Source organism: Affinirhizobium capsici (assembly GCF_977018625.1).
This window is the reverse complement of sequence record NZ_CDRNXD010000004.1, coordinates 1,662,344-1,675,375: the sequence shown is the minus strand read 5'-3', so window position 1 is coordinate 1,675,375 and position 13,032 is coordinate 1,662,344. Positions and strand designations below refer to the sequence as shown.

13 protein-coding genes and 1 tRNA gene are annotated in these 13,032 nt (G+C 53.8%); 7 read left to right on the top strand and 7 right to left on the bottom strand.

Features of this window, described 5'->3' with window-relative positions:
- Nucleotides 1–18: 18 nt before the first annotated feature.
- Both AC0JZ1_RS11500 and AC0JZ1_RS11495 read right to left on the bottom strand, forming a co-directional pair.
- Nucleotides 19–279 carry a hypothetical protein gene (locus AC0JZ1_RS11500; protein ID WP_471882493.1) on the bottom strand — a complete coding sequence of 87 codons (261 nt, stop codon included), beginning with the start codon at nucleotides 277–279 and terminating at the stop codon, nucleotides 19–21.
- 105 nt (nucleotides 280–384) lie between these two features.
- Nucleotides 385–723 carry a DUF2147 domain-containing protein gene (locus tag AC0JZ1_RS11495; RefSeq protein ID WP_471883426.1) on the bottom strand — a complete coding sequence of 113 codons (339 nt, stop codon included), beginning with the start codon at nucleotides 721–723 and terminating at the stop codon, nucleotides 385–387.
- A gap of 491 nt (nucleotides 724–1,214) precedes the next feature.
- On the opposite strand from AC0JZ1_RS11495, the gene AC0JZ1_RS11490 reads away from it, so the two are divergent.
- Nucleotides 1,215–1,481, top strand: a complete 267-nt coding sequence (locus AC0JZ1_RS11490; protein ID WP_471882492.1) for an SEL1-like repeat protein — start codon at nucleotides 1,215–1,217, stop codon at nucleotides 1,479–1,481.
- Nucleotides 1,482–1,495: 14 nt separating this feature from the next.
- Here the strand turns inward: AC0JZ1_RS11490 and AC0JZ1_RS11485 are convergent, their stop codons facing one another.
- Nucleotides 1,496–2,608, bottom strand: a complete 1,113-nt coding sequence (locus AC0JZ1_RS11485) for a pyridoxal phosphate-dependent aminotransferase (protein WP_471882491.1) — start codon at nucleotides 2,606–2,608, stop codon at nucleotides 1,496–1,498.
- Between the two features lie 70 nt (nucleotides 2,609–2,678).
- Entirely contained in the window at nucleotides 2,679–3,029 is a 351-nt protein-coding gene (locus AC0JZ1_RS11480; protein ID WP_471882490.1) for a hypothetical protein, read from the bottom strand.
- 188 nt (nucleotides 3,030–3,217) lie between these two features.
- On the opposite strand from AC0JZ1_RS11480, the gene AC0JZ1_RS11475 reads away from it, so the two are divergent.
- The 4 genes from AC0JZ1_RS11475 (at nucleotide 3,218) to AC0JZ1_RS11460 (ending at nucleotide 7,712) form a co-directional block, all read left to right on the top strand.
- Nucleotides 3,218–4,438 (top strand): NAD(P)/FAD-dependent oxidoreductase, encoded by a 1,221-nt coding sequence (locus AC0JZ1_RS11475; RefSeq protein ID WP_471882489.1) that lies wholly within the window; start codon nucleotides 3,218–3,220, stop codon nucleotides 4,436–4,438.
- A gap of 114 nt (nucleotides 4,439–4,552) precedes the next feature.
- A tRNA-Ser gene (locus tag AC0JZ1_RS11470) sits at nucleotides 4,553–4,643 on the top strand.
- A gap of 361 nt (nucleotides 4,644–5,004) precedes the next feature.
- Nucleotides 5,005–6,033: a porin gene (locus AC0JZ1_RS11465; protein ID WP_471882488.1), complete on the top strand. Its 1,029-nt coding sequence runs from the start codon at nucleotides 5,005–5,007 to the stop codon at nucleotides 6,031–6,033.
- A 638-nt stretch (nucleotides 6,034–6,671) separates the two neighbouring features.
- Nucleotides 6,672–7,712 carry a porin gene (locus tag AC0JZ1_RS11460; protein ID WP_471882487.1) on the top strand — a complete coding sequence of 347 codons (1,041 nt, stop codon included), beginning with the start codon at nucleotides 6,672–6,674 and terminating at the stop codon, nucleotides 7,710–7,712.
- A gap of 241 nt (nucleotides 7,713–7,953) precedes the next feature.
- On the opposite strand, the gene AC0JZ1_RS11455 is transcribed toward AC0JZ1_RS11460, so the two are convergent.
- Nucleotides 7,954–8,829 (bottom strand): alpha/beta fold hydrolase, encoded by an 876-nt coding sequence (locus AC0JZ1_RS11455; RefSeq protein WP_471882486.1) that lies wholly within the window; start codon nucleotides 8,827–8,829, stop codon nucleotides 7,954–7,956.
- A 26-nt stretch (nucleotides 8,830–8,855) separates the two neighbouring features.
- The gene (locus AC0JZ1_RS11450) at nucleotides 8,856–10,940 is read right to left on the bottom strand and encodes a lytic transglycosylase domain-containing protein (RefSeq protein WP_471882485.1); all 2,085 of its coding nucleotides are present in this window, start codon (nucleotides 10,938–10,940) and stop codon (nucleotides 8,856–8,858) included.
- Nucleotides 10,941–11,157: 217 nt separating this feature from the next.
- On the opposite strand from AC0JZ1_RS11450, the gene dapA reads away from it, so the two are divergent.
- Nucleotides 11,158–12,042: a 4-hydroxy-tetrahydrodipicolinate synthase gene (gene dapA / locus AC0JZ1_RS11445; RefSeq protein WP_471882484.1), complete on the top strand. Its 885-nt coding sequence runs from the start codon at nucleotides 11,158–11,160 to the stop codon at nucleotides 12,040–12,042.
- 116 nt (nucleotides 12,043–12,158) lie between these two features.
- Nucleotides 12,159–12,635, top strand: a complete 477-nt coding sequence (smpB, locus tag AC0JZ1_RS11440) for an SsrA-binding protein SmpB (RefSeq protein ID WP_471882483.1) — start codon at nucleotides 12,159–12,161, stop codon at nucleotides 12,633–12,635.
- A gap of 26 nt (nucleotides 12,636–12,661) precedes the next feature.
- Here the strand turns inward: smpB and AC0JZ1_RS11435 are convergent, their stop codons facing one another.
- Nucleotides 12,662–12,937, bottom strand: a complete 276-nt coding sequence (locus AC0JZ1_RS11435; protein WP_471882482.1) for a hypothetical protein — start codon at nucleotides 12,935–12,937, stop codon at nucleotides 12,662–12,664.
- Between the last annotated feature and the right edge of the window lie 95 nt (nucleotides 12,938–13,032).

Here is a 13,032-nt window from a genome sequence, read left to right as displayed (position 1 = left end):
AAGCCAATTACGCCTTCATCAAAAGCGCGGAAGCGTTCGAAAGGATTGGCCACAGCCAAGTCCAGTCCAGGAGCAGAGTTGCGTGGTGGCCTGATGCGGTGCGGATGGCGCACGGCGATTTTCCACCACCAGAATGGATAGGCTCACTGAAAAAACGAGCATTGAAAGCGTCATTACCGCAAAGCGGCGTATCAAAACATCCATATCAAGCACCCCGTCGTCTTGCCCGCCCCAAACATGAAGTGGAATGGCTGAACAAGTCATGAGGCCTTCGTTCATCTGCGGTTTACCGATAGCGTTGAAGGCTGTCTTTCGCAGAGCATATACAAACGGCCCCCTCTGGAGTGAGGAGGCCGAGTTTTGTGCGCGAAGTGGGTATGTCTATCAGAGACGGGTCCACGTCTGTGATTTGCAAAACACTGCCATGACGCAGCCCTTCATCTTGAGCGAGTTGCCGCTGACCGCGCCAGATCCGCTATAGGTCTTGTCATTGGCCGGATCGGTAATTTCACCTGAATAGCTGGCACCGCTGCCGCTCATTTTACCGATCTGCTTTCCAGAGTGCTTGCCGGTCTTGAGGGTCACGCAATAGGCCGATCCGCATTTCGAAATGGCTGCTGTCTCGCCACTTTCCGTCTTCCAATTCCCCTCAATCGGTTCTGCTGCAGAAACCAATGCGCTCATAGCCAACAGAAATGCCGCTGCTGCTCCTGTCAATTTCATCATGCCTGAAGCTCCTCCGCTTTCATCACACCTCCCGTGGGTTGGAAACGTTCCACCCGCGCTCCGATGCAAAAGGTAACTTACGCGCACGTAAAGGTAAATAGAGTGCTGGGTGGAAGCCAACATCGTTCTGGGATTATGCGTGGAATCTCTGTGGCTGTGAAAAAGAGAGCCGCAGACATGGTGAATAAAGGGTAAAATCGCCAGGGTTAACGTAACCTTTCCAATTTCTTTAAACCCCTGGCATCCGGCGGTTCTCATGTTTAACAAAAGCTGAGGTTTACCAAGCGTTTGGATTTTGTTTCCCTCTGATTAATCATGCATTTTAGGCGAATTTTCAAAGCAGGAAGGCATAGTGGAGGCATCGAAAACGAGCGGAAAATCCGCCGGTTGGAGAAGTTAAGACCGCAAAGACGGCAGCTTTTTCAACGCTCGCAAGAGCTGACGAAACAGGGACAAGACAACGGTAAAACTCACAGGGATTAAGACCAATGGCACGCTTCGAAATTCAGGACTGCGAAATGGCCACCATGGGTGGCGAGGCTCGCGCCGAAATCCTTTGCGATATGGGCTTGATGTATGCGACCGGGCGAGGTTGCCCGGTTGATCTCGTTGCAGCCCACAAGTGGCTCAATATTGCGGCCATCAAGGGCTCTGATCGTGCGGCAGAATTGCGCGCCGATCTTTCGCATATGATGAGCAAGATGCAGCTGGCGGAAGCCCTGCGCGCCGCCAGAGATTGGATGACGACGCACTAATTAATGGCGTGAAGCTATGCCAGGGTCTTCAGAACCTGCGGCAGAGCTTCGCCAAGCAGCGCCATATCGGCATCCGTGCCGGCAGAAATGCGGATGCATCTATTGAGTGGCGCAACGCCCGGCATACGGATGAAGACACCATGCTTCATCAAGCCATCCACGATGGCGCGAGCATAAGCATCGTCTCGACCGCAATCGATGGCGACGAAGTTCGTGGCAGATGGTAGCGGTTGAAGACCGTTTTCCTGAGCAATAGCGGAAATCTTCTCGCGCGACGCGGAAATCCGGCTCAAAACCTCTGTCAAATATGCCTGGTCTTCAAGGGCCGCCAATGCAGCTGCGACGCTGACCCGGGCCATTCCGAAATGATTGCGGATTTTATCGAAAGCCTTCGCATTCTCTGGCGTCGTGATCACGTAGCCTACACGGGCGCCTGCAAGGCCGTAGGCCTTGGAGAAAGTGCGGGTGCGCAACACGTTGGGTTTGTTCAGCAAGCTTTCGATTGATGGCGTTGTTCCTGCCGGTGCCGTCTCGCAATAGGCCTCATCGAGAATAAGCAGGCAACTTTCTGGCAGCGAATTTGCAAACTCGATAACCTCACCGGCATTCCACCAGCTACCCATCGGATTATCAGGATTGGCGAAGTAGACGAGGGGTGCATTTTCCCGCTTCACCAATGCCAGTAAGCCATCCAGATCTTCCCGATCCGAGACGTAGGGCGTCGTGACAAGTCTTCCGCCGTAGCCAGCCACGTGGAAGTTGAATGTGGGGTAAGCCCCGAGCGAAGTCGCAACAGGCGAACCTTGCTGAACCACCATCCTGACGATTTGGCCCAGAAGAGAATCGATGCCTTCGCCTATGGCGATGTTCTCAGCTTTGCAGCCAAGGTGGGCGGCCAAGGCCTGCTTAAGCGCATGATTTTCCGGATCAGAATATTTCCATGTGTCTGACGCTGCCTCTTGCATGGCAGACAGAACAGAAGGAGCAGGACCAAAACCGCTTTCATTGGCTCCAATTCGGGCTTTAACTGCAAGCCCCCGGTTTCGCTCTATTGCCTCTGGCCCTACGAAGGGCACCGAAGCTGGCAACTGCGAAATAAGCGATGTGAAACCTGAAAAACCTGTCATGCTGCATCCCCGACCACATGTGAGGACGCTACCATAAGGGCGTCATGGGCTGGCGCAAGGTAGCATCATCTCAATCCGGCGCGAAACTTAGCTTCAGGATATGATGCACAAATTCCGGCGCTAGCAGCATGTTGAAGCCTACGGTGACCTGTTCTTCCTCTCGCCGAATGAGAGTGCAACCGATTTCATCGCGAACACCAAGGATCTCCAGAAAGAAGTTCTTCGGGACGTCCAGATGGGGGCTGACATCCAGTTCTGCTCCATACAAGGAAATGGAGCGTACAAGGCAACGGAAGTGCGTTTTCGTGCTGAGGTGATGCCCTACAAAGATGATCTTTCCCGGCCTGTCGATACTATATTTCGGGAAGGCCTTGTCGCGCGGTATGTTCGATTTAGGGTCCAGATGAACATTCAAGGGCATGACACCCTCCATCGCTAGGTTATGATCACTATGGCACCTAAATTATTCAATTCGTTGAAATGAAAAGTTAAAATTGCGCAGTTTTTCTTGCTTTTCGGCAAAGCGGCTTCTCCCTATGCATACCAGGTTGACGTCATAACGGGCCCGGTTTACCCGATAAGTTCGAAGTTCAAGAGCAGGAGCGATACGTGGCTGGGCATCTGGTAATTGTTGGAGGCGGGCAGGCAGGCTTTTCCTTAAGCGCGAAGCTGAGGGCTCTGGGCGATATGCGTCCTATCACCATCGTGACAGCAGAAGATGTGCCGCCTTATCAACGTCCCCCACTTTCCAAGAAATACCTGCTGGGAGACATGGAGTTTTCTCGGCTGCTTCTTCGTCCTTTGGAGTGGTACGGAGAAAATCAAGTCGATCTGAAGCTCGCAAGCTATGCCGAGGAAATCGACCGGAAAAATAATACAGTCCGTCTTCAGGATGGGTCCACTCTTGCTTACGAAGCTCTCGTGCTTGCTACAGGGGCTAAGCCCCGCAAATTGCCCGCCGCCGTTGGTGGTGATCTAGACGGTGTCTATGTCATGCGAGACAAGCGAGACGCCGACCGCCTCTCTCTTGAGCTGGTCGAGGGACGCCGAGTGCTCATCATCGGCGGTGGCTATATCGGCCTGGAGGCAGCAGCAGTCGCGCGCCATCGCGGCTTGCATGTCACCTTGATTGAAATGGCAGATCGCATTCTCAAGAGGGTCGCTTGTAAGGAAACGGCATTGGCCGTGCGCCATATTCATGAAGATCATGGCGTGACAATCCTCGAATCGATTGGGCTGAAGCGGCTCTTGGGTGAAGGCGGAAAGCTGGTTGGCGCTGAACTTTCAGACGGTCGGGAAATTCCCATCGATCTTGCTATTGTGGGAATAGGCGTGATGGCAAATGCAGAACTTGCCCAGGTTGCAGGCCTTGATGTGACGGACGGGATTGTCGTTGATTCCCAAGCGCGCACCTCAGACCCTTCGATTTTTGCGATTGGAGACTGCGCCAATCTTCCATGGCAAGACCAGAGGATCAGATTGGAATCAGTACAGAACGCCGTTGATCAGGCTGAGGCCTTGGCATCGGTTCTTGTCGGAAAAGGTGAGGGCTACCAGCCCAAGCCCTGGTTCTGGTCGGACCAATATGATGTAAAGCTACAAATAGCCGGCCTTAATACAGGATATGACGAGGTATGCGTACGCGCTGGCACCCGCGAAGGCAGCCAATCCTTCTGGTACTTCCGCCAGGGACGATTCGTGGCGGTTGATTCCATCAATGATGCAAAAGCCTATGTGACGGGTAAAAAGCTTCTGGATTTGAATGTGCAGCCAGATCGCACGATTCTGGAGGATCAGACGGCGGATCTGAAGGCTTTGCTGCCAACCTGATGATGGAAGAGTGCATGTTTTCCAAGGCATAGACGGCGGACCGGACGGAAATGCGTAGAAAAGCGTGAAAATTCCTTGCAATCCGAAACGTGACGACATAATCACGGTGCCACCGGAGAGGTGGCCGAGTGGTCGAAGGCGCTCCCCTGCTAAGGGAGTATACGTCAAAAGCGTATCGAGGGTTCGAATCCCTTCCTCTCCGCCACTTTCGTGGCGTAAATGAATTTCCCGCAAATATAAATGAGTGTCCCCTGTTAAAGCTAATGTATAAATTAGCTTTGCTGCAGTTCATAAGTCCTTGCGGCCAAAAGCATTCTTTAAGCTTCTTAAAAATTGATGGTTTGGCTTCACGCTTTTGTGGCGTTTGAGCAACATGTACTGATGAAGCGCTAGCCTTAAACTCATCCGTCAGTAAATCGGGATTGCGTGAACAGTCTCCTCTTGTATGTTCACCATCAGAAGCGAGGCGGTGGATCGTCTGTCTTCTGAATTCGACGGGGATGGGGCAGGGAAAGCTGTCCTTCAGCAAGAACCCATACCCTCATTTAACTTGACTGGAGGTCATTATGAACATCAAGAGCCTTCTCCTCGGCTCCGCTGCTGCTCTCGCAGCAGTATCCGGCGCTCAGGCAGCCGACGCAATCGTAGCCGCAGAGCCGGAGCCGATGGAATATGTTCGCGTTTGCGACGCATTCGGCGCTGGTTTCTTCTACATTCCAGGTTCTGAAACCTGCCTCAAGATCGACGGCTACGTTCGTTTTCAGACCAACATTGCTCGTAATGCAAGCGATCGTTCAGATTGGGATGCGTTCACCCGCGCTCAGTTGAACTTCGACGCTCGTTCGGACTCCGAACTCGGCACGCTTCGTGGCTATATCGGCCTTCGCGGCGATGCGGACAACAACGCTGCCGGTAACCGCCGCGTCAACGTTGACCAGGCATTCATCGAAGTTGGCGGCCTGAAAGTCGGTTACTTCTACAACTGGTTTGATGACGATCTCTCCAGCGAAACCGATTCGCTCGCAAATGGCACCACCGCATTCAACTCCATTCAGTACACCTACACTGCTGGCAACTTCTATGCTGGCTTGGCTGTTGATGAGCTGGAAGGCGCTGACTACACCGTTAAAAACGTTTCCAAGCCTTTGAACAATGTTGGCATCGAAGGTATCGTTGGCGGTGCATTTGGTTCCGTCAAGGTTAACGTTCTCGGCGGTTACGACACCGATTATGAAAACGGTGCTGTTCGTGCAATTGCAACGGCTGATCTCGGCCCAGGTACGCTTGGTCTTGCAGCAGCCTATGCTTCTGGCCAGAACGCTTACTATGACCAGTCTGAGTGGACTGTTGCAGCCGAGTACGCTGTAAAGATCACTGACAAGTTCAAGGTAACACCTGGCTTCCAGTACTTCTGGAATATCGACCAGAACAACAATGGCGACTTCACTGGCAGCCGCGACGCATGGGCTGCTGGCCTGACGTTTGATTACAAGCTGGCGACAAACCTCTCCACGAAGGTTTCCGTTCAGTACCGCGACGAAGATCAGCGTAACGAAACCTGGAACGGCTTTGTTCGCCTTCAGCGCGCGTTCTAATTCAAGCTTTTTGAAAGTTTGATCAGGAAGCCCGGCCTCACGGTCGGGCTTCTTTGATTCTAAGACGTAGTCATCAGAATACTCATTCATGTTGCGGGCTGCGATGGAAGTGCCGACAGCGCATCTTAATGAGCGAGGCGCTGGGTTTCCCGCGTCGCAAAAGGGCGGGTCGTCAGCGTCTCTGAATGTTCGTTATGAGCAGGAGGGCTTCAGCTCGCCTTTGCTCGAGATTGATGAGGGCTGGATCTGTTTCAGCCCAATGCTTACGCAGCTGCAGGAGGCGAGGTGTCTTCTCACGATTGCTGCCGCTCGGATCAAACGAAGTGAGTCGAGACGTCCACATGCCTTAGGCTATGATGAAGGCCGTGAATTAAGGCAGCTCCGCCGCATTTACATTAATTTTCTGTTACCTAATGCGTATCCTTGGATGTGCGTGGTGCTTGAATGGAACTTCAGGCTGCTCCCCGTTCGAGCAAGTGTCACGATTTCGCAACAATTCGATCTTTCGCGTCGCAATTGGCGGCAAAAATGAGAGTTTTAATTTTCCTTGATCCAGTTCGAATGCTCTAATGAAAACACATCAGGTCGTTCCCAAGCTTCCTGGCGCCCGAATGGTCTCATTTCTTCGAGGGAAAATCATGAACTTGAAAGTTCTTGCCGCAAGCTCTGTCGCTGCGCTGTCTTTCGCTTCGGCATCTTATGCTGCCGATGCTATCGTTGCTGCTGAACCGGAGCCGATGGAATATGTTCGCGTTTGCGACGCATTCGGCGCAGGCTTCTTCTACATTCCAGGTTCTGAAACCTGCCTGAAAATCGGCGGTTACGTTCGTTTCCAGACGAATGTCGGTCGTGATGCTTCCGGCACGTCTGATTGGAATGCATTCACCCGCGCTCAGCTTGAGTTTGACGCTCGCTCTGACTCCGAACTCGGCACGCTCCGCGGTTTCGTTGGTCTCCGTGGCGACGCAGACAACAACTCCAGCCGCGGCGTAAACGTCGACCAGGCATTCATTGAAGTCGGCGGCCTCAAGGTCGGCTTCTTCTACAGCTGGTGGGATGACGATCTCTCCGGCGAAACGGACATTCTGTCTTCCAACACCACGCAGTACAACGCTATCCGTTACACCTACACCTCTGGCAATTTCTACGCTGGTCTGGCTGTAGAAGAACTTGAAAGCGCCTTCAGCGCAGGTTCGAACCTCGGTTTTGCCTATGGCCGCCTTCCGGAAGCCGACAACAACGTTGGCATCAGCGGTGCAATTGGTCTCTCTGAGGGTGCGATCCGCGGTAACCTTATCGGCTCTTACGACACCGACCAGGAAAATGGTGCTGTTCGTCTGCTCGGCTACGCTGACCTCGGTCCTGGCACGCTCGGTCTCTCTGCTGCCTGGGCAAGCGGCATGAACGCTTACTACGACGAGTCTGAATGGACTGTTGCAGCTGAATACGCTGTGAAGGTCACGGACAAGTTCACTGTAACGCCAGGCTTCCAGTATTTCTGGAAGACGAGCACCAATGGCACTGGCGATTTCGTTGGTGGCGATGCATGGCGCGCTGGCTTGACAGTTGATTATCAGCTGGCAACCAACCTCTCTGCAAAGGTTACTGCGAACTATCAGGATCTGGATGATGGTGCCGACAGCTGGACTGGCTTCTTCCGCCTTCAGCGCGCATTCTAATTCATCTTACTCGTAAGATTGAGAACCCGCCCTTGTGGCGGGTTTTTTTATGACTGGAGAACGGCGAAACGGCAGAAACCTGACGGGCGAGGGCTTGTGCCCACAGCACATTAGAGCCTTTTCGGGAAAAGTCGGAACCGGTTTTCCGTCCGGAAATGCGCACGAACAAAGGTTTGGAGCGGCTCAGCGTTTCCGTGAAAGGATGAGCCGCTCTAGCTTGTCAAAAAAAATGGAATACCGATCAGGGCAGCTGATCTAGAAAATCCAGAATTTTCCGCTCAACCTCAGCCATTTGGAGAAGAGGGGCGTGCCCCTGGCCTTTGGCGAGGAGAAGTTGACAATTTCCATGCCGGTCTTGCATGGCCGCTGCAATTGCCATGGTCAGAAGTTTGGAGTGCTCGCCCCGGACAAGTAGCATTGGAATTGGTCGCAACAGGTCAAACTGCGACCAGAGGTCAGGGATTGCCTTGTCCAGGTTCATGGCTGCAAAGGAATTGGCGATGGCAGGATCGCAGTCAGCCACAATGCCATCCTCTGTTTCGGTATAGATGGCGCGTGAAAATTCCTGCCAGTCCGAATCGGAAAGTGCTGGAAAGGCGGGCCCATGGAGCAACTTCACTGCCGCAATAGCACTTGGCCAATCGCGAAGTGGGGCAGCTTCCTTGAGATAGGCCTGAATTTCGCGCAGACCTTCAACCCCGAGTTCCGGCCCCACGTCGTTCAACACAACGGCTGCGATTCGCTCACAAGCAATCTGCGCCAGAATGTGGATGATCAAGCCCCCGCGCGACGTGCCGATGAAGATGGCTCGTTGCACACCTATTTGATCCAGAACGGCCAGGACGTCGCGTGCTTCGGTAACAATATTGTAGGTTGCAGGGTCTGCAGACCATTCAGAGCGCCCGCGCCCGCGATAGTCCAGACAAATGACGCGTCGAGGTCGTTTTGCTGATTCGCTGATCCGTTTCGCGATTGGTTCGAAATCACGGACATTGCGAGTGAGGCCGGGCAGGCAGACTACGGGAATCTCGTCATTTGAGGAGATGCTAGAAAAGTCGCGATAGGCAAGTTTCAGTCCGTCTTCGGAGATTGTGTAGCCATAGACAGGAACCTGCATTCTTTATTTCCCTTGCAGCCGCCACTCTATTGGGAGCGATTGTTGACCAATTGCCTGCCGAACCTCAGGTCGTCTTCGATGTCAGCCTTTTGCCCCAGTCGAACCTTATAGACCTGATAGTTTTCCATCACGCGCTGAACATAATTGCGTGTTTCGGGGAAGGGTATGCGCTCGATCCAGTCGATCACCTCATCCAGGCTTTTACCTCGCGGGTCGCCATAGCGATCGATCCATTCTGGCACGCGGCGCGGCCCGGCATTGTAGGCAATGAATGTCAGAATGTAGGAGCCGCCAAAAGCCTCGATCTGTTCACCGAGATAATGTGCGCCAAGCGTCGCATTATAGCCCGGGTCCGTCGTTAGCTTGGCTTGTGCAAATGGCATCCCATGGCGGCTTGCTACGCCTTTGGCTGTGCCGGGCAGAATTTGCAACAAGCCCCTGGCGTTGGCGGGTGAAATGGCTGCTGGGTTGAAAGCGCTTTCCTGCCGGGCAATGGAATAGGCCAATGCCTTGCCAGAACCATCTATATTCGCACTGGCTGGAATCACGCCAATCGGGAAGGCGAGTGCTGCCACATCAATCCCCCGATTGAAGGCGGATTTGCCGATCTGGAGCGATAGAGCGTGGTTGTTGGCCCGTTCAGCTTTGGCAGCCAGAATGGCTAACTCACCGGGACTGGTCAGTTCATCAGCCAGAGAACGATAAAGTGCTGCGGCGCGCTCTGGATAACCGGCCGAATCAAGACGTTCAATGGCCTGTGTCGCTTCGCGGGTCTGGAAATTACGGCGGTCCTCGCTCGTGGGTGTAGGATAGGCGACGTTGAGGTTCTTTTGTTCCAGATGCGCAGCGGCCAGTTGACCGTAGAACGTGGCAGGATATTGCGCTGCTTTGGCGTAAAACTCAGCGGCACTGCCCGGGCCGCCAGCCTCTGCCGTGCGTCCCAACCAATACCATGCGCGAGAGGCCGAGAGTGGTCTGGTGGAGGCGGCAAGGATCTTCCTGAAGTGATTGGCGGCTACGCTTGGCTGCTTCATGGCCCGCAAAGCGTACCAACCTGCGTGAAACTCCGCGTCAACTACGTCCGTAGGATTATGAGCATTGTGGGACGCTACGATTTTATAGGCTTCCGCATAGTCTTCCTGATCTGCTAACCCCCGGGCGATGATACGCCGTTCGTTCCACCATTCCGCGGAATTGACCAGTTCATCACGATCCTTGGGGGATCGCTCCAGTAATCTTGCTGCTGCGCGAAAATTATCCTGCAAGCGCTGGTATTCTATTTGTACGAAAAGATAAGCCGGATCATTTGCCAAAGACTTATCCACGCCTGCAATAAGGACATCCGCATTCTTGGTTCGCGAGGCAACCGCTGCCCATGCCTTATAGAGAGACTGTGCCTGACCGGCATCGCCGAAACGCTTGGCCTGGCTCACTTTGCCACGATACATGAGGTAGTCCATACGGGCGCGGTGATCGGCCACAGACAGCAATGGGCCGAACTCTCGCAGGATGGAATCTTCCAGATCTTTGTCCAGCGTATATCCCGCCCAGAATGGACGTAGTGTTTTAGCCGCCTCGGCTTTCTTACCCTCTGAAACAAGTGCGCGAGCAAGAATGATCGCGCCTTGTGGCGTCTCTGGACGAGTGGTGCCAAAGGCCGTGAGAACAGAAGCCGCCGACGGATTTTCCTGCAGCAAGGCGCGCTCAGAGAAAGCTCGCAAATTTTTCAAGCCAGGCCATCCGCGCAATTCCTGTTGCGCCTCGGCAATCTCGTGAGAAGGGACATCGCGCAAACCGGAAGTCGCAATCGCGAATGTCAGCAGCTTATGGTCCAAAGTTCCTTCTGTGAGCGCTTCGCGGGCGGCGAGAGCGGCTGAGACCTTGTTGGCGGAAAGGGCATCGAGCCCCTGCTTCAATACAGCAAGTGAATCTTGTGAGGGCGTTTCTGCGCGCGGAATAGCTCCCGTGATCTCAGGCGTCGGAAGCGTCACATCGTGCAGATTATCAGGACGCGAAAGAGGATGCGGCAAAGGTCCGTCCGGCAGCGGCGCAGCCACGGTGCCGCTGGCGATCAGTAAAAACAAACCGACTGTATGAAACGAAGCCTTCATCCCAAAGCGCCCACGATTTCGCTCTACTCTCCCATCAAGCGGATGTGTTGCTTAACAGAGCCTTACTGAAGGCTATCTTGTCACGCATTCTCTTATCACGATGTGTTGCAAAACACATTCCATGGCGCTTGTCGCCGTCAAGGACGCGCTTTATGGTGCGGCGCTTGTAACCAAATAATGCGGCTGAACAAAGATAATGGCCGCGAGGAGTCTTCGCATGTTCAAGGGGTCCATGCCCGCGCTCGTCACGCCTTTCACAGAAGCGGGTGCGGTGGATGAGGAGGCTTTTGCCGCTCATGTGGAGTGGCAGATCGCCGAGGGAAGCACAGGTCTAGTACCGGTTGGTACCACAGGTGAATCGCCTACTTTGTCCCATGCTGAGCATAAACGTGTGATTGAGCTTTGCATCGAAGTTGCGAACAAGCGCGTGCCTGTCATCGCTGGTGCTGGCTCAAACAACACCCGCGAAGCCATTGAACTTGCCGTCCATGCCCAGGAAGCGGGTGCCGATGGAGTTCTTGTCGTCACACCTTACTACAACAAGCCGACGCAGAAGGGCCTGATCGCGCATTTCTCAGCAATCGCTCAAGCTGTTTCCCTGCCAATCATTATCTACAACATTCCTCCCCGTTCGGTCATCGATATGCTGCCTGAAACCATGGGTTCGCTCGTCAAGGCGCACTCCAACATCGTGGGCGTCAAGGATGCGACGGGCAAGATTGAACGCGTGTCCGAGCAGCGAGCATCCTGCGGCAAGGACTTCATCCAGTTGTCGGGTGAAGATGCAACGGCGCTCAGTTTCAATGCCCAAGGCGGCGTGGGTTGCATTTCGGTATCCGCAAACGTGGCGCCGCGTTTGTGTGCTGAATTCCAGCAGGCAACGCTTGCTGGTGATTATGCCAAAGCCCTCGACTATCAGGACAGGCTTTTCCCCTTGCATAAGGCAATCTTCATGGAGCCCGGTGTCTGTGGGGCGAAATATGCGCTGTCACGCATTCGTGGCATGAACCGCCACGCCCGTTCGCCGCTTCTTTCCACCTTGGAGCCTGCGACGGAAGCCGCCATCGATGCAGCGCTGATCCATGCCGGTTTGTTGAACTGAAAGAGACATGGCTGCAAAGCCTAAAGGTTTGCAGCCCTTTTCTTCATATCCCTCGATCTTATATTTGCAGGAACCGGATCAACCGGTAGCAGCAGAAAGGCAATGGAAAATCGTCCATGGCACCCAAAGGCAGTCAGCGTGTGGTCAACAAGATCGTTGCGGAAAACCGCAAGGCGCGCTTCAATTATGAGATTATCGACACTTACGAGGCAGGTCTGGTTTTGACCGGCACAGAGGTCAAATCTCTGCGCGAGGGTAAGGCCAATATCGCGGAATCCTACGCCTCTGATGAGGGAAACGAGATTTGGCTCATCAATTCGCATTTGCCGGAATATTTGCAGGCCAACCGCTTCAACCATGAACCACGTCGGCATCGCAAGCTGCTTCTCAGCAAGCGTGAGATCAACAGGCTTAGGGCAGGGATTAATCGTGAGGGAATGACCCTTGTTCCGTTGAAAATCTATTTCAACGATAAAGGCCGCGCCAAGCTGGAACTGGCGCTAGCCAAGGGTAAAAAGCTGCACGACAAGCGCGAGACGGAGAAGGAACGCGACTGGAACCGCCAGAAGAGCCGATTGCTGAAATCTGGTTGATCCCCGTGTCAGGCTCAAGATCAATCTTAGCGTCCACCAGTCCCGAGCGCCAATAGGAACGCGCGGTGTTTTGCTTGCTGGAGAAGTGCATCCTGACGGGCTGTTTGCGGGAAAAGCTCTGCAAGATTATTCTCGCTGGTAATGTCACGCAAATGGTGCGGAGCAAGATCCGCAGCATTGAGATAGCGTGTTGCTGCTCTTCGCTTGCTTCCCACGTTCCACGTATAGCGCAGCAGAGTGATCAACCTCTGTTTCAGCTGAGCATGTGACGCTTTCGAATCGGTGGTTTCGATCGTGCGCATGAAAATATCCTTTCGATTAGGCACGAGGGAAGATGCCGGATCACGCCATGCGTGCCGGGTCATCGGGGCGAAGGGTTGGAAGTTTCGGGAAGGAA